Origin of the sequence: Corynebacterium sputi DSM 45148 (genome assembly GCF_000427865.1) — a bacterium.
Lineage (GTDB): Bacteria > Actinomycetota > Actinomycetes > Mycobacteriales > Mycobacteriaceae > Corynebacterium > Corynebacterium sputi.
The window spans coordinates 25,870-42,668 of the sequence record NZ_ATYV01000018.1; the positions used below are offsets into that span (position 1 = coordinate 25,870).

10 protein-coding genes are annotated in these 16,799 nt (G+C 61.6%); 3 read left to right on the forward strand and 7 right to left on the reverse strand.

The features are described from left to right. Both rimM and rpsP read right to left on the reverse strand, forming a co-directional pair. Positions 1-591: a ribosome maturation factor RimM gene (rimM, locus tag YWU_RS0110015; RefSeq protein ID WP_027020362.1), complete on the reverse strand. Its 591-nt coding sequence runs from the start codon at positions 589-591 to the stop codon at positions 1-3. Positions 592-669: 78 nt separating this feature from the next. After that, the gene (gene rpsP / locus YWU_RS0110020; protein ID WP_027020363.1) at positions 670-1,113 is read right to left on the reverse strand and encodes a 30S ribosomal protein S16; all 444 of its coding nucleotides are present in this window, start codon (positions 1,111-1,113) and stop codon (positions 670-672) included. A 293-nt stretch (positions 1,114-1,406) separates the two neighbouring features. On the opposite strand from rpsP, the gene YWU_RS0110025 reads away from it, so the two are divergent. Together YWU_RS0110025 and YWU_RS18630 are read left to right on the forward strand one after the other, a co-directional pair. Further along, positions 1,407-3,554: an acyltransferase family protein gene (locus YWU_RS0110025; protein WP_027020364.1), complete on the forward strand. Its 2,148-nt coding sequence runs from the start codon at positions 1,407-1,409 to the stop codon at positions 3,552-3,554. 64 nt (positions 3,555-3,618) lie between these two features. Further along, positions 3,619-5,772 carry an acyltransferase family protein gene (locus YWU_RS18630; RefSeq protein ID WP_027020365.1) on the forward strand — a complete coding sequence of 718 codons (2,154 nt, stop codon included), beginning with the start codon at positions 3,619-3,621 and terminating at the stop codon, positions 5,770-5,772. An 89-nt stretch (positions 5,773-5,861) separates the two neighbouring features. Here YWU_RS18630 and ffh read toward each other — a convergent pair whose 3' ends face one another. The 4 genes from ffh to ftsY all read right to left on the reverse strand — a co-directional run bounded on the left by ffh (position 5,862) and on the right by ftsY (position 11,479). After that, positions 5,862-7,493, reverse strand: coding sequence for a signal recognition particle protein (gene ffh / locus YWU_RS0110035; protein WP_027020366.1), 1,632 nt, complete (start codon positions 7,491-7,493; stop codon positions 5,862-5,864). A gap of 119 nt (positions 7,494-7,612) precedes the next feature. Continuing rightward, positions 7,613-7,951 carry a P-II family nitrogen regulator gene (locus YWU_RS0110040; protein WP_027020367.1) on the reverse strand — a complete coding sequence of 113 codons (339 nt, stop codon included), beginning with the start codon at positions 7,949-7,951 and terminating at the stop codon, positions 7,613-7,615. After that, positions 7,948-9,291 carry an ammonium transporter gene (locus YWU_RS16295; RefSeq protein ID WP_051260259.1) on the reverse strand — a complete coding sequence of 448 codons (1,344 nt, stop codon included), beginning with the start codon at positions 9,289-9,291 and terminating at the stop codon, positions 7,948-7,950. The genes YWU_RS0110040 and YWU_RS16295 overlap by 4 nt, the downstream gene beginning before the upstream one ends. A 385-nt stretch (positions 9,292-9,676) precedes the next feature. Next, the gene (gene ftsY / locus YWU_RS0110050) at positions 9,677-11,479 is read right to left on the reverse strand and encodes a signal recognition particle-docking protein FtsY (protein ID WP_027020368.1); all 1,803 of its coding nucleotides are present in this window, start codon (positions 11,477-11,479) and stop codon (positions 9,677-9,679) included. Between the two features lie 96 nt (positions 11,480-11,575). Here ftsY and YWU_RS0110055 point away from each other — a divergent pair, with 96 nt between their 5' ends. Continuing rightward, on the forward strand, positions 11,576-12,985 hold the full coding sequence (locus tag YWU_RS0110055) for an FAD-binding oxidoreductase (RefSeq protein ID WP_240484114.1): 1,410 nt from the start codon (positions 11,576-11,578) through the stop codon (positions 12,983-12,985). Here YWU_RS0110055 and smc read toward each other — a convergent pair. Continuing rightward, on the reverse strand, positions 12,960-16,454 hold the full coding sequence (gene smc / locus YWU_RS0110060) for a chromosome segregation protein SMC (RefSeq protein WP_027020370.1): 3,495 nt from the start codon (positions 16,452-16,454) through the stop codon (positions 12,960-12,962). The two genes, YWU_RS0110055 and smc, sit on opposite strands and share 26 nt — an antisense overlap. Positions 16,455-16,799 lie beyond the last annotated feature (345 nt).

Here is a 16,799-nt window from a genome sequence, read left to right on the forward strand (position 1 = left end):
TTACCCCTGGAGGTCGAGGAGACCGTCGGGGGGCGTGATGACAACGGCCTCGTTGTCCAGGTCCACGATCGGAACGATGGCATGCACGAAAGGCACCAGCGCTTCTCCCCCGTTGTCCAGACGAACCTCCAGCAGTCGGTGCACTGGGCCGCGGATCACACCGGTGATCTCGCCAATGTCCTCCGGCTCCGGATCTGCCCCCTCGTATGCGCGGGCGTTGGCCTCCTCCTCGGAGACCGCTCCGCAGTTGAGCACACGCAGACCGGTCAACTCGTGGTCGTAGTAGGAATCCTCGTTTTCATCGACCACCGGTGCTGCGTAGAACTTCACCCCGCGCAGACTCTCAGCCTCATTGCGACCGGGGACCTCCTCGAAGCGGACCAGGAGCCGCTTCTGGTGCGGGCGCATCGTTGCGACCGTCAGCGTCATCTCACGGCCAGACTGCTTCCCGGAGAGCACCTGCCCTACTGCAAATCGGCCAGCGGGATCGTCGGTCGTCGGGTCGACGACCAGTTCTCCGCGGACTCCGTGGGGCTTGATGACCCGGCCAATCAAGACCTGATCTGTGTTCTTCGCTGACTTCTCATTCACGCGGGAAATCCTATCTTTCCGAGTCATACATACAGAAAACCGCCGACTGAATCAGTCGGCGGTCATGTGAGGCGAAGACTAGTCTTCGTCAGCCTCCGGGGCTGCAGCCTCAGCGGCCTTGGTGTCGTTGGCCTTCTGCTCGCGACGCTTCGCGGAGACGGACTCTGCCGATGCGGAGTCGTTGGCCTCAGCCAGTGCCTTGTTGAAGAGGTCCAGCTTGGACTCCTTCTCCGGCTGCGGCTTCAGGCGGCCCTCGGCGCCCGGCAGGCCCTTGAACTTCTGCCAGTCACCAGTGATCTTCAGCAGCGCCTCGACGGTCTCGGTCGGCTGTGCGCCGACAGACAGCCAGTACTGTGCACGCTCGGAATCGATCTCGATGATGGACGGGTTGGACTTCGGCTGGTAGATGCCGATGTTCTCCTTGACGGCACCGTCGCGGCGGGTGCGGGCGTCGGCGATGACGATGCGGTACTGCGGCTGACGGATCTTGCCGAGGCGCTGGAGCTTGATCTTAACGGCCATGTTGGGCTCGCTTTCTACGGTCACGGGGCAATTCTGATGACACTCCACACAGTGTGTGCGGAGCCGGTTTAGCCCTTGGGTTTGGATTGCAGGTGACCACCGGACGACCGGAGTCGCGGTCGGTGTCTGCACAATAGCCACGCTCACATGACGTGCTCGTGGCAACCAGAAGAAGGTTACCAGCGGTTTCCCTGGACTCCAAAAGCGGCGACTACCACCACGGTGCTCACCGGCACTATGCTGCAAACCCGTTCAGGGATATATCGAAAGCATAACGAAAAGGAGGCGTTTCGATGGAGTCACCCTCCGCCGATACCCGGTTCACCGGATACCGACGGGACCTCGACGGACTTCGCGGAATCGCCATCGCTTTCGTCGTTTTGTTCCACGTCTTTGTCGACCGGGTGTCCGGCGGCGTTGACGTCTTCCTCCTGCTATCCGGCTTCTTCTTCCTGGGCTCCCAGGTCCGGAATGCGGAAAATCCCGACCGCTCCATCAATCCGTGGTGGTCCCTGTGGCGCACCGCCCGGCGCTTGCTCCCTGCTCTGCTCATCGTCATCGGGGCAGTGCTTTTCGCCATGAAACGCATCCCGGCCTTGGAGTCCGGCGAGCTCATCGACCAGCTCCGCGCCTCGGTGCTCTACTACCAAAACTGGATGCTGATCACGCTCGATCAGGACTACAACGCTGCATCCGCAGATGTCTCCCCCCTGCAGCACCTCTGGTCAATGTCGGTGCAGGGGCAGTTCTATTTGATGGCGATCCTCACAATCTCCGTCATCGCACTTCTGTCCCGTTCAACCGGTCGGGGCTCAAAGTTCCTTCGCCGGATGATGACGTTGATCCTGGCGACCGTCACGCTTCTGTCCTTCTTGTACGCCATGTGGCTACACAGCGTCGACCAGCCGGTGAACTACTACTCCACCTGGTCGAGGCTTTGGGAGCTCACTCTCGGTGGACTGATCATGGTGATCGCCGCACGCATCACTGTGCCGCGGTGGGTACCTCGCGGCATTCTGGCCTTCATCGGCCTGGCATTGATTCTTTCCACCGGCTTCCTCATGGACGGCGCTGCCCACTTCCCAGGTCCCATGACTTTGTGGCCGCTAACCGGCGCCGCATTGGTCATCCTGGCCGGCGGTGGAGCCGACATCACTACCCGGATCCTGTCCAGCCGACTAATGACCTGGTTCGGAGACATCGCCTACGCCCTATACCTGTGGCACTGGCCGATCCTGATCATTTCGCTCATCGCCCTGGACTTGGACCGCGTGACGGTTCCGCTTGGCACGACCGTCATCGCGGTTTCGGTGTTGCTTGCCTGGGTCACTCACCGGTTCGTCGAGCGTCCTCTGATGGCCAAGACCACTCGCCCCCGCACCGACGACACGCCGGTTCGTGATGCTCTGCGCAGCTTCTTCTCTTCCCCGGCTCCGTGGCTGCGCGCAATTGCGGCCGTCGCGCTTCTTGCGGTCGCCGGCGCAGCGTTGATCCAGACTCCGTTGCAAAACCGTCAGATTGACGCCGCCCGAGACGATCACTTGGACCCGGAGATCTACCCCGGCGCTTTGGCCGTCACAGACGACTACCCCGTTCCCGAGGACACTCCAGCCCAGCCAAATCCCGAGCTCATCGGTAACCTGTACCCACTGGTCGGCTACCACGGCTGTGTCTCCATGAAAGATGAACCAGACGACCTCGTCGTAGACACCAAACGAAACCTCGACGACTCGCTGTGTATGTATGGCGATCCAGAAGGCGACAAGACCATGGTCTTGGTCGGCGGCTCACACAGTGAGCAGTGGTTCTCACCCCTGCACCATGCGGCAGAGCAAGGCGGCTACCAAATGCTGACGCTTCTGCGGCAGGGTTGCGCGGCAACCTTCCAGGAGTCCCCTGACTTCGACGGACTATGTGCTCCTTGGGGACAGGCAGCCGCCGAGTACATCCTCGACCTCGACCCGGATCTAGTCGTCACCACGGGAACCCGCCCCGGCACTGAGCCGGGCAACCTCATCGACTACACCCCAGACGGATACGTCGACTTCTGGGACGAGATGCTCGGCAACGACATCCCAGTCCTCGCTATCCGTGACACTCCGTGGCCGTACAACTCCGACGACGTCTTGTTCGAACCCACCGACTGCTACGTCCGCACACACGGTGACGAAGAGGCATGCGACATCGACCGTGATCGCGTTATGGCACCGGAGAACGAATCCGAGGCGATTCTTGAGCCCTACGACGATGCCTACACCCTAGACTTCACTGATTTCCTATGCGATGAGGAAAAGTGCCCTGCGGTGATCGGTAACGTGTACGTCTACCGGGACGAGAGCCACTTAAGTGACGCCATCGCCAGGAGCTTCACTCTGGAGATGCTCAGGCAGCTCCTCCCCATCTTGGATGAGGTCCGCGAACGCGCCGACACCAGCGGCTGAGACCAGAAATCCCCTAACCATCCCCCGGCAGGCTGCCCTGTCCCGATCACGTGAAGGACCGTAGATGACGCCACCCAAGGAGGACCGGACTGCACCGAACACCTCCGGCTATCGGCGGGATCTGGATGGCCTTCGGGGCATCGCTATCGCTTTCGTCGTCATCTTTCACGTGTTCGTCAATCGCGTCTCCGGTGGCGTCGACGTGTTCCTTCTGTTGTCTGGGTTTTTCTTCTTGGGATCGCAGTTGCGCAATGCTGAGCGCCCAGAACAGTCGATCAACCCATGGTGGTCGATCTGGCGGACGCTGCGACGATTGCTGCCGTCACTGCTGCTCGTGGTGGGCACCGTGCTGCTGGCGTACGCGGTGCTCCCTGCGTTCCGATCGCTGGACTTGATCCGACAGATCCCAGCATCAGTGTTGTACTACCAAAACTGGATGCTGATTGATCAGAAGCAGGACTACAACGCGGCGTCTGCAGATGTTTCTCCCTTGCAGCACCTGTGGTCGATGTCCGTCCAGGGTCAGTTCTATCTGGGCGCGATCTTGCTGATCTGCTTCATCGCTTTATTGACGAGAACCGCCAAAGCACGCCCCGGTGCGATCCGCAGGATCATGATGGTAGTGCTCGCGCTGATCACAGCAGCCTCATTCCTATACGCGATTCATCTGCATGAGACTGACCAAGCACTGAACTACTACTCCACGTTCAGCCGATTGTGGGAGCTGACCCTCGGCGGAGTGCTGGCCCTAGCGATCACTCGGATCCGGATGCCTCAGTGGTTGCCCCGCGGCGTGTTGACCATGGTCGGGCTGGTGATGATTCTCTCTACCGGATTCATCATTGACGGCTCTATGTTCTTCCCTGGACCGGCGACTCTCTGGCCTTTGATCGGAGCCGCTCTGGTGGTCATCGCTGGCGGCGGTTCCGATCTGACCACGCGTTTGTTGTCGAGCCGACCGATGGTGTGGCTCGGTGACATCGCCTATTCGCTGTACCTGTGGCATTGGCCGATCCTGATCATCACAATGTTCGTGCTCAACCGGTATCAGGTCGGACTGCGACTGGGCATCGCAGTAATTGTGATGTCCCTGGCACTGGCGTGGCTAACCCACCGGTACGTGGAGAAGCCCCTCAGCCAGCACAGCCGTCGCCCGAAAGTTGATTCCGCTCCAGTTGCGGAAGCCGTTGACAATCTTCGAAACTCCAGCACTGCCCGGGCGCGCGCCGCGGCGGCTGCTGGGTTGAGCCTGCTCATGGTGATCTGCATATTCGCGGATACGCAGCGTTACTCAGCCCTAGAAACCGCTCGCTACACCGACCTAGATCCGGATGTCTACCCCGGAGCTCGTTCGGTTACCGAAGGCGCAGTTGTACCCGAAGGAATCTCCCCGGAGCCTTCCGCTGAATTTGCGACCCGGATGCTTCCGGCTACCGCATACGACGGTTGCATCGCGCTCTCCACTGAGGACCCGACATACATCGAGGACCGCAAGCACCTCCGTCCGGGCGACGGAGTAGAGCCGGACATGTGCTACTACGGGGATGTCGACGCAGACAAAACCATTGTTTTAGTCGGAGGTTCTCACAGCGAGCAGTGGTTCGTGCCGCTGGACACCATCGCCCGTGAACAGGGCTACCGACTCTTCGTTATGTTGCGCCAGGGTTGTCCCGCAACGTTATTGCCTGTTCTCGGTGTGAACGAGAATTGCGACGCTTGGGGCCGCGCCGCAGCAGACTACATCGTAGATCTCGACCCAGAGATGATCGTGACCACCGGCACCCGGCCTGGCTCAGAGCGAACGGACTACACCCCCGAGGGGTACGTGGAATTCTGGGATCAGATGCTGCAGAACGATATTTCGGTTGCCACGATTCGGGACAACCCGTGGCCATACGACGATGAGGGGCGCCTCTTCGACCCGGTGTCCTGCTACGCGCGATTAAAAGATGTTGAAGCCTGTGGAGTCGAGCGTGACTGGGTGATGTCCCCCATTGATGACGCCGCTCAGGTGCTCGACGGTGTCCCTGACACCCTCACCATCGATTTCACCGACATCCTGTGTCCGGACGGGTTCTGCCCGCCGGTCCTTGGCAATATCTACGTCTGGCGCGATGACAACCATCTCACCGACTTGATCGCTCGCACCCTCACCGACGAGATGCGCGTCCAATTGGCACCGTTCCTGGAAGAGCTAACGGCACGCCGGGAGGGCTAGCAAAACTCGCTTCCCGACGTCCCCCGCACCACAGAACCCCGATCCTAAGGATCGGGGTTCTGCTGTGAGGTGGGAAGAAAAGCCTCCGGCTACTTCTTTCCCTTGCCCTTGTTGCCGAAGTCCAAGTCCGACAGATCGAGGCCTTCCATGCCAGGGGGCATTTTGCCGCCCATCTGCTTCTGGATCTCGGCCATGTCAGGCATTCCAGCTCCGCCCATTCCAGGCATACCCGGCATTCCACCGGGCATCCCGGGCATTCCCGGCATGCCGCCGCCACCGCGCATGCTCTTCGGCGGCGTCGGGCCCCTGCCCTTACCCTTCTTGCCCTTCTTGCCCTTGCGGGCGTTCTTCTTGTTGCTGGGGCGTCGGTTGCCACCGGGCATACCGAACTGTCCCGCCATCTGGTTCATCATCTTGCGAGCCTCGTAGAAGCGCTCAACCAACTGATTCACGTCAGTGACGGTGACACCGGAGCCGGCGGCGATGCGCTTGCGTCGGGAAGCGTTGAGGATCTTCGGATCTTCGCGCTCAGCGGGGGTCATACCGCGGATGATGGCCTGGACACGGTCGAGGTGCTTCTCGTCCACCATGTCGGCCATGCCTGCCATCTGGGAGCCACCCGGCAGCATCTTGAGAATGTTGCCCACCGGACCCATCCGGCGAATCATGAGCATTTGGTCGAGGAAGTCCTCCAGGGTCAATTCCCCGGAGGTCATCTTCTGGGCGGTCAGCTCGGCCTGTTCTTGGTCGAAGTGCTGCTCAGCCTGCTCGATGAGGGACAGCATGTCGCCCATCCCAAGGATGCGGCTGGCCATGCGCTCGGGGTGGAAGACGTCGAAGTCCTCAAGCTTCTCACCGGTGGAGGCGAACATGATCGGCTTGCCGGTGACCTCACGGATCGATAGTGCGGCACCACCACGGGCATCGCCGTCGAGCTTGGTGAGCACGACACCGGTGAAGTCAACGCCATCGCGGAAGGCCTCGGCGGTCTGGACAGCATCCTGACCGATCATGGAGTCGATGACGAAGAGGACCTCGTCCGGGTTCACCGCGTCGCGGATATCAGAGGCCTGCTGCATCAGCACCGAGTCGATACCGAGGCGGCCGGCCGTATCCACAATCACGACGTCGTACTGATTGTCCTTGGCGTACTCGATGCCACTCTGAGCGACCTCGACCGGGTTGCCATGGCTGGTTCCCATCTCGTGGTCGTGGGAGTCCATGGCGGTACCGGGATCCGGAGCGAAGCAGGGCACGCCGGCGCGCTCACCGACGATCTGAAGCTGCTGCACGGCGCCGGGGCGCTGCAGGTCACAGGCGATAAGGAGCGGTGTGTGCCCGTCCTTCGCCAGGTGCTTGGCCAGCTTTCCGGCGAGGGTGGTTTTACCTGCACCCTGAAGACCGGCGAGCATGATCACCGTCGGGGGCTTCTTTGCGAAGGTCAGACGTCGGGTCTCACCACCGAGGATCTGGACCAGTTCCTCGTTAACGATCTTGACGACCTGCTGCGCCGGGTTCAGGGCCTGGGAGACCTCCGAACCGGTCGCACGCTCCTTCACCTTCTTAATGAAGGCCCGGACCACCGGCAGGGAGACGTCAGCCTCCAGCAGCGCCAGCCGGATCTCGCGGGCGGTGGCGTTGATGTCGGCGTCGCTGAGCCTGCCCTTGCCACGCAGATCCTTCAGCGCACCTGACAGCCGGTCTGACAGTGATTCGAACACGTGTCTGATACTCCCTGCATCTCGACGTTGTAACCGTTAACCCCAACACCATACCCACGTGGCTACGTTGAATCACGTTGCCACGTGGGTATGGGTCAGAGGGTCAGTCTATGGTGCTTTTACAGGGCGACGTCGTCGCGCTCTCCGGTGCGCACTCGGACAATCTTGTCGACGGTGGTGACCCACGCCTTGCCGTCTCCGATGCCCCCGGTCCAGGCGGCGTCGACCAGTGTGTCGAGGGCCTTGTCCGCGTCGACGTCGTTGGCGAGGATTTCAATCTTGAGCTTGTCGACGAATTCGACGACATACTCCTCACCTCGATACACCTCCACAGATCCTTCCTGGCGCCCGTACCCGCGGACCTCGCCGACGGTCATACCGTGGATGCCGATGGCACGCAGTGCCTTCTTAATCCGCGGAAGGGTCTCCGGGTTCACAACTGCGGTGATTAACTTCATGACTGGTCCTTTCCTGCGGTGACTGCCTCGTTCATGGCCACGTGTGCCGAACGCAGGGTCGGTGCGGGGATACGGGTATCCGGGGCGTAGGCAGATTCGCCGTGCTCGGTGGTGTCGATACCCAGCTCCTCTTGATCCTCGGAGATCCTCCAACCCATGGTCTTCTTCAGAGCCATGGCGATGATCAGGGTGATTACACCGGCGAAGACCAGCGCGAAGACGGCGATGACGATCTGGACAACCAACAGCTTAAATCCGTCGACTCCACCACCGGTGAGAAGGCCGGTGTCAGTAGCCAGCAGGCCAATACCGACGGTGCCCCACAGGCCTGCCACCAGGTGGACGCCCACAACATCGAGAGAATCGTCGTAGTTAAACCGTCGCTTCAGCTCGACACCGAGGCAGGCGAGGCCGCCACCGACACCACCAAGGGCAATTGCAGTGACCGGGGTGAGGTCACCAGCAGCCGGGGTTACCGCGACCAGTCCGGCAACAACGCCGGAGGCGGCACCGAGGGAGGTGGCACGGCCGTCCCGCAGACGCTCGACCAGCAACCAGACCAGGACTGCCGAGCAGGTTGCGACGGTGGTGTTAACCCACGCCAGGCCAGCCAGACCATCGGCGGCGAGTGAGGAACCGCCGTTAAATCCGAACCAGCCGAACCACAGCAGTGCTGCGCCGATCATGACCAGCGGCAGGTTGTGCGGGCGGTGTGCGGCGGTGTCGAAGGTGCGGGACTTTCCGACGATCAGTGCCAAGACCAGCGCCGCAATACCGGCGTTGATGTGGACCACGGTGCCGCCGGCGAAGTCGATCGGTGCGATGTTCGCGACAATTTCACCGTCAACCTCGGAGGATCCGAACATCCATGCGGCCAGGGAGTTCTCGCCCTCGCCTAAGATGCCGCCGCCCCACACCATGTGTGCCAGCGGGAAATAAGAGAAGGTTGCCCACAGACCGGTGAATACCAGCCAAGTGGAGAACTTCACGCGTCCGGCGATCGCACCGGAGACGATGGCCGTGGAGATGATCGCGAAGGTCATCTGGAACCCGATGTCCACGATCTGCGGGTAAGTGCCGGCGAGAACGTATTCACCGTCGGCGTCGAGGATCTGGTCCTTCAGTCCGAACGCGGTGAACGGGTTGTCAAAAATTCCGCCGATGCTGTTGCCGGAGTAGGACATAGACCAGCCCCAGAGGACGTAGATAATGCCCACGACGGCCATTGCGCCGAAAGACATCATCATCATGTTCAGCACTCCGCGACGGCCGGTCATGCCGCCGTAGAAGAAGGCCAGGCCTGGGGTCATCAGCAGCACCAGGGATGCGGCCATCAGCATCCAGGCGGTATCACCGGCGCTGAAGATCTCAGCGGCGGCGGGGAATGAGGGGTCGACGCTGGCGAGTGCCAGACCGTTGGCGGAATCCGGTGGCATTCCGGTGCTCCTTCACAGAGGTCCAATAGGTACAAGGAGAAGATTCGCAACCCGATGTTTCTCACTGACCTGCCGCGCGGTAACGACTGGGTAAACCCTCTCAGCTGCCTCGTTTCAGCCGCATTTCGCGGCTGTTCGACGGCATTTATGTGCCTTTGGAAAGTACTCAGCTTCATCCTTCTCCGCTTTACGACGTCCCCTTCCCCATTCACCTCTACCGCCACAATGGACTGCAAAAGGCCCGCCCGTGGGTTTTTCCCACGGGCGGGCCTGAGCGCTGAGTCTGGGTTTAGGACTCGCCAAGAAGAGCGTCGACGAAGCTTTCCGGCTCGAAGGGTGCCAAGTGGTCTGCGCCTTCGCCGAGGCCGACGAGCTTCACGGGTACACCGAGTTCTCGTTGGACCTGGAAGACGATTCCGCCCTTGGCGGTGCCGTCGAGCTTGGTCAGAGCAACACCGGTGATGTCCACGACGTCACCGAAGGTCCTCGCCTGCATCAGGCCGTTCTGTCCGATAGTGGCATCTAGGACCAAGATGACCTCGTCCACGACGGCCTTCTTCTCCACGACACGCTTGACCTTGCCGAGCTGATCCATCAGACCGGTAGAGGTGTGCAGTCGACCGGCGGTGTCCACCAGGACTACGTCAGCGCCGGTGTCGACGCCCTTGGCCACGGCATCGAACGCGACCGATGCGGGATCTGCGCCTTCAGCGCCTCGGACGGTCTCTGCACCGACGCGGCGGCCCCAGGTCTCCAGCTGATCTGCAGCAGCAGCACGGAACGTATCTGCCGCTCCCAGCAGGACCTTGTGGTTCTGAGCGACGAGGACTCGGGCGAGCTTGCCTGTCGTGGTGGTCTTGCCGGTGCCATTGACACCGACGACCAGCACAACTGCTGGCTTGCCGTCCTGCGGCAGTGCGCGGATGGAGCGGTCCATCTCTGGGTGGCACTCCTCGATGAGTACCTCACGCAGCATCGCGCGGGCCTCTTCCTCGGAGGAGACACCACGGGTGGCGATGCGCTCACGAAGCTTCTCCACCACCGACACCGTCGACGCAGTACCGAGGTCTGCCATCAGCAGAGTGTCTTCAATCTCCTCCCAAGCGTCCTCATCCAGGTCACCGGCACCAAGGATGCCGAGAACAGAGTCGCCGATGGCGGACTGGGATCGCGAGAGCTTGCCACGCAGTCGGGAGAGACGTCCCTCTGCCTCGTCGATGTCATCGATTTCTGCCTGCGCAGCAGGGGCGGGAGTGACGGTGGTTGCCTCAGCCTCGGCAGTCTCGGCTGGGGCGACTGGTTCGGCGATCTCATCCAGTTCAGTGTCCAGCTGCGGAGCCTCGGAATCATCGATAACGGGCTCGTCCTCAATGACCTCTGCAGGTCCGTCAGGCACAGCAGGGGTCTTCGGCTGCTCCGACACTTCCTCCGGCTCACCGGACGGAGCGATCCGAGCAGGCTCCTCCGCTTCGGGGATTGCCTCCGGCGCGACTTCCTCTTCGGTCTCGGCGGGCTCGCCCTCCGGCTCTGCGGGAGCCTCGCTGGGAGCAACAGGCTCTTCCGGAGTCTCCTCCTCAGCCGGTGCCGGGGCCCCTACCTCGTCCGGCTCGCCCGCAGGGAAAACCTTCTCGGGGGTCTCGTCCTCAGGCTCGATAACGGCCGGCTCTTCGACCTCCGGAGCCGTCGATTCTTCCGGCTCACCTTCCGGTTCTGCAGGTGCCTCAGACGGGGCTGCCGGCGGTGCCGGGCGCTCTTCCTTGGGCGGGATCGGCGGTGTGGGCGCTACCGGAGGCACCGGCGGAGTCGCTGCCTTCTCAGGTGCAGATTCCTTTTCAGCGCCGAGCTCTTGGCCCGGCAGAAGTTCAGGCTCCTTCTCGTTCTCTGGAGCAGTAGCCGGCCCGGAAGCAAAGTTGAATCCGCCGGTGGCTTGGTAATTGCCCGACTTCTGCTCCTGCGTTAGCTCCTTCGGATCCTCCTTCTTCTCAAACGAGACGGTGTTCTGCTTCCGACGGGCCTTGCCCACGAGGAACAAGATCGCGAGAAGGACGAGTACGACAACTGCCGCAAGCGCGATCCACATCCACAAATCCATAGTCATGATGACCAGTGTTGCAGGTTGAAGAGCCAGTGTCAGGAGCTGCCCCACCGTTGCGGACCCGCGTACGTTCCCACCCCTTAGACTTTGACCATGAAAACACCGGTAGCCCCCGCAATGTCCCCGACCAAACGCGACGAAGCGGTACGAGAACTTATCGATTCGCTCCCGGCAAAGACTGTCGTGACAGACCCTGACCTGCTGGCGGTGCAATCACGAGATCGAGCAGACATCATCACCCCCGGCGCCGCGATCGCAGCGGTACTGGCCCGCACGACCGATGATGTCGTCACTGCGGTCATGTGGGCAGACCGCCACGGCATTCCCGTGGTTCCACGCGGCGCCGGCTCCGGACTGTCTGGTGGCGCCACCGCCGTCGATGGCTGCCTGGTGGTGTCAGTCGCACGGATGACCTCGATCCTGGAGATCAACCCCGACAACTTCACTGCCCGCGTCGAACCAGGAGTCATCAATGCCGACTTGAATCGCGCCGTTGCAGAGTTCGGCCTGATGTACGCCCCAGACCCCTCATCCCATGAAATCTCCTCCATTGGCGGCAACCTGGCGACCAACGCAGGCGGTCTCAGATGCGTGAAATACGGCGTAACCCGTCAGCACGTGCGGGAAGTGACGGTCGTCCTTCCAGACGGCTCGGTCCTCACCACTGGCCACCAGACGGTCAAGGGCGTCGCCGGTCTAGATTTGCTCGGACTATTCATTGGGTCAGAGGGAACACTCGGGGTCATCACCGAGGCAGTAGTCTCTCTGATCCCAAAGCCCGCCGGCGAACCGGTCACCGTGATGGCTGGGTTCCCGGACGTGGATTCGGCAATGGTCGCCGTCGCCGCCGCGATGAGGGCAGGCGCTGACCCGGAGATGATGGAATTCATGGACCAGCGCACTCTCCGCGCCATCGACGCATGGAAGGGCACCGACTTCGGCGACTACGCCGCGATGATCCTGTCCCAAACCAATGGCCCCGAGGCCACCCGGCGCGCCGGGTTGATCCAGGACTGCTTCACGGCAGCCGGTGTTGTTGATGTGCTGGCCGCCGAAGACCCTGCCGAGGGTGCTCAGCTGATTGAGATCCGTCGCATGGCCTACCCCGCGACGGAGCGGATGGGCCACATGCTGACCGAGGATGTGTGCGTGCCTCTGACGAAACTCTCGGACATGATGCGCGCAGTCGATGAGATCGCAAAGAAGCACAACGTGCAGGTGTACACCATCGGTCACGCCGGCGACGGCAACTTGCATCCCTCGATCGTCTGGACTGGAGGCGCCGTCCACGAGATGCCGGAGAACGTATGGGCGGCCGCCACTGACATGTTTCGGGCGGCGATGGCACTCGGCGGAACGGTCACCGGTGAGCACGGTATTGGCACGCTCAAGCAGGCATTCCTCGGCGAGGAACTCGGTGAGGTCGGCACTGCAGTGCAGCGGGCAGTCAAGGAAGCACTGGACCCGAAGGGACTGTTTAACCCTGGGAAGGCTCTGGCGTAGCCTCTGCCGTCACCGGGCGCATGCGCTGGGACAGCACTCGGGTGACACCGTCGCCCTGCATCGTCACGCCATACAGGACGTTGGCAATGTCCATCGTCGGCTTCTGGTGCGTGATGACGATTAACTGCGAGGTCATCTGCAGTTCTTTGAGGAGGTTAATGAGGCGGCGGAGGTTGACGTCGTCAAGCGCGGCCTCAACCTCGTCGAGCACGTAGAACGGGCTCGGGCGGGCGCGGAAGATTGCTACGAGCAGCGCCAATGCGGTGAGCGACTTCTCTCCACCGGAAAGCAGTGACAGCCGCTTGACCTTCTTGCCCGGCGGGCGCGCCTCCACCTCGATGCCGGTGGTAAGCAGATCATCCGGATCGGTGAGGACCAGGCGCCCCTCCCCTCCTGGGAACAGTGTGTCGAAAACGCGGGGGAATTCCGCCTCGACGTCCTTCCAGGCATCGGCGAAGAGCGCCAAGATCGTCTCGTCGACCTCTGCGACGACCTCGAAGAGATCTTTGCGGGCCTGCTTCACGTCGTCGAGCTGCGTCGATAAGAACGTGTAGCGCTCCTCCATCGCCTTGTATTCCTCCAGCGCCAGCGGATTCACCCGGCCTAGCGCTCTGAGGTCTTTTTCTGCCTGCTTCAGACGCTTCTGGGTAGTGGCGCGGTCGAAGTCCTCATCCGGGGAGAACTCGGCCAGCAAATCCTCCGCAGCGATGCCGAGCTGATCCGCGGCGGTTTTCTCTGCCTGATCAACTCGCAAAGCAGCCTCAGCCCGCGCCAACTCCTCGCGGTGCCCCTCATTTGTGAGGTGGGAGAGTTCTCGGGCGGCGTTGGAGGCGTCGTTACGCGCTTTTTGCAAGGCCGCATTGACGGACTTCAGCGCGGCCTCGCGGGCATCGCGGTCGGCGGTGGCCTGGGTCAGTTCGGTGGTGACGTGGGTGTGCAGGTCGTCGGCAAGCCTGGCGACTTCCTCTGCCTTAGCGCGCTCACGGCGCCTTCTCTCCTGAACCTCTTCATGCCGGGCACGCGCCTGCCGTTCAGCCGCTGCGTGCCGGCGCAGTCGATCAGCCGAACCTCTCGTGGATCCTGACCGCTCCTCTGCTGTACGCAGTGCAAGCCTGGCCTCGGTCTCCATCGCACGGGCCTGTGCCAGCGCCGCGGCAGTGCGATCGCGCTCGTCCGTCGACGGCTCATGCTCCGCCGGGTCCTGATCGACACGGGACAGCCGGTCGGCAAGTTCGTCGAGTTCCTCGGTCAGGTCAGTGACGCGCTTTTCTGCCTCTTCCCTGCGCGCCGAGGCCTTCCCTGACTCCTTATCCAACGACGCCAAGTACGCCGTCGCCCGGTTCGAGTTGGACTTCGCCGTCGATAGGTGGTTCTGGTGTTCTTTTAGGGCAGCCCGAGCGCTGGCCGCGTCCGTGCGGCGGTCCTCTTCTTCCTCGATCGCACCAGTGAGCGTTCCCGATAGCTCATCGAGGTCTTTCTGCGCCTGCTCCAGTTCCGCAGTCGCTGCGGCGATGTCGCCTCCAAGCTCCATCGCTTTACGACGTCCACCTCGACCACCCTCAACCCACTCCGCACCACACACCGTTCCATCGGGTGTGACGGCACGAAGACGATTATCTGAGGTGACCACAGCACGCGCTTGGTCGCTACTGCCGCACAGCACCACGTCGACCAGCAATGAGGCCACTGCAGCTCGGAGCTCAGCCGGGACATCAACAACATCAAGGGCCCACCGCACATCGGCGGGAAGATCAGCGTCCATGCGCCAAGAATCGGCGGTCGATGTGGCGAGAATCAGCGCACGGCCTGCCTCCGCGTCGGTGAGTTCTGCGATGAGGCTGTCGGGTTTCGCACTGGTCAATGCCTCAGCTGCTGGACCAAGAGCAGCTGAGACAGCCGTGTCCCAACCGTCTGCGATCGTGATCGAGTCCGACAGCGCTGCAAGATCATGCTTGTTTTTCAGCCAGCCGGCGCCATCGGTGAGTGATTCCCGAGCCGTCGTTTCCAGCGCCTCGATCCGAGCAGCAAGCCCCGATACTTTTCGTTCGGCGTCTTTCTCGGTCTGGCGAAGTTCCTTCACGCGAGCGGTTGCAGCCTCTGATTCGGTGCGGGCTCGTTCATTGGCTGCGGTGAGCTCCGGGCCTTCCAGTTCCGCCTCTGCTAGCTCTTCGGCTGCTTCCTCGGCTGCGAAGGCTGCCTCAGACCTGCGGTCATCAGATTCCCCGAACTGTTCATTTAGTCGCTCGACTTCTGCTTGGGCCGCATCCAGACGGTGGCGCAGCGATTCCTCCGCCGCGATCAGCCGAACGACGCCCTCCCGTCGATCAGCAATCGCCCGAACCTCTGCTCGGTATTCGGACTCCGCAGTACGGGCAGCCTCTTCGGTATCAGCGAGGGTGTCCCGCACGGATTCCAGACGGTCGCGCGCCGCCTCCTCTTCCATCTCCAGGCGGGCTTCTTCTTCCTCAGCGGCAACGGCGCGAGTCTCAAGGTGCTCCGGATCCTGGCCGGTCCACGGCACCTCAGCCGTGAGCGTCGAACGATCAGCGGCGATTCGCCGTGTTGCCGCGACGCGCTCAGCCAGCGCAGACAATCGGAACCACACATCACGAGCAGCAGAAGCAGCCTCACTGATTGCCGCCAGTTCCTCTTCCAATGACGCCGAGGTTTCCGCAGTCTCTTCCGCCAACAACTCAGCGTTGGAAATTTTGGTGGTGAGGGCTGCGGTGTTGAGGGAGACGTCGTTAAGCGAAGCCTTGAGATCCACCAGATCGGCAGCTGCCAGCCGCAACTTGGCGTCGCGAAGATCAGCCTGAACCGTATGAGCGCGCTTAGCGGCCTCAGCCTGACGAGCAAGCGGCTTGAGCTGACGAGATAACTCCCCTGTCAGATCCTCAAGCCGGTCGAGATTTGCCTGCATCGAGTTGAGTTTGCGCAGCGCCTTCTCTTTGCGACGACGGTGCTTGAGCACACCAGCGGCTTCCTCGATGTAGGAGCGGCGGTCCTCAGGACGGGACTCAAGGATCGACGCCAGCCGCCCCTGCCCGACAATGATGTGCATTTCCCGGCCGATTCCCGAGTCCGAGAGCAACTCCTGGACATCCATCAGCCGTGCCTTGGCACCATTGATTTCGTACTCACTAGCGCCGTCACGGAACATGCGGCGGGTGACGGATACCTCCGAGAACTGGATCGGTAGAGCGCCGTCCGCATTATCGATAGTGAGGGTGACTTCCGCGCGACCGAGCGGCTTGCGCCCCGAGGTGCCGGCGAAGATGACATCCTCCATCTTCCCGCCACGCAGGGTCTTCGCGCCCTGCTCACCCATCACCCATGCGAGTGCGTCAACGACGTTGGACTTACCCGAGCCGTTCGGTCCGACCACGGCACAGATTCCGGGCTCGAATTTCAGGGTCGTCGCAGACGCAAAGGACTTGAAGCCCCGGAGCGTGAGCGACTTGAGATGCATTGGGCTGATTGTAGTGGGAGGGCCGACAGGGTTCGAAGAAGGAACGGTCCCGCGGGCCCCGTGATACATCTACAAGACGTGATCAGGTAGCTGCCCAGCCTATAGAATCAATCCGCCGATACCAAAAAGAAACTAACTCAGCAACTCAACCTAATAAACTAATCGCCAAACAACAACGTGAAACGCTGAAAATAGGCGATTCTCCAAAATCGAACTACAAGCCCATCGGATAAATGAACCACTTCATTACGCCGAAACATCAAAGGAAAAATAATGAAATCCGAACTAATGGAAGCAAATGCATTTAACGCCGCTTGGTGAACTGCAGAGAGAGTCTCGACTCTG

Excerpts from the sequence above, each read along its gene's own strand:
- ftsY (WP_027020368.1), bottom strand. The coding sequence starts at position 11,479 with ATGGATTTGTGGATGTGGATCGCGCTTGCGGCAGTTGTCGTACTCGTC.
- YWU_RS16295 (WP_051260259.1), bottom strand. The coding sequence starts at position 9,291 with ATGCTGATGGCCGCATCCCTGGTGCTGCTGATGACCCCAGGCCTGGCC.
- YWU_RS0110025 (WP_027020364.1), top strand. The coding sequence starts at position 1,407 with ATGGAGTCACCCTCCGCCGATACCCGGTTCACCGGATACCGACGGGAC.
- YWU_RS0110055 (WP_240484114.1), top strand. The coding sequence starts at position 11,576 with ATGAAAACACCGGTAGCCCCCGCAATGTCCCCGACCAAACGCGACGAA.
- YWU_RS18630 (WP_027020365.1), top strand. The coding sequence starts at position 3,619 with ATGACGCCACCCAAGGAGGACCGGACTGCACCGAACACCTCCGGCTAT.
- rpsP (WP_027020363.1), bottom strand. The coding sequence starts at position 1,113 with ATGGCCGTTAAGATCAAGCTCCAGCGCCTCGGCAAGATCCGTCAGCCG.
- smc (WP_027020370.1), bottom strand. The coding sequence starts at position 16,454 with ATGCATCTCAAGTCGCTCACGCTCCGGGGCTTCAAGTCCTTTGCGTCT.
- YWU_RS0110040 (WP_027020367.1), bottom strand. The coding sequence starts at position 7,951 with ATGAAGTTAATCACCGCAGTTGTGAACCCGGAGACCCTTCCGCGGATT.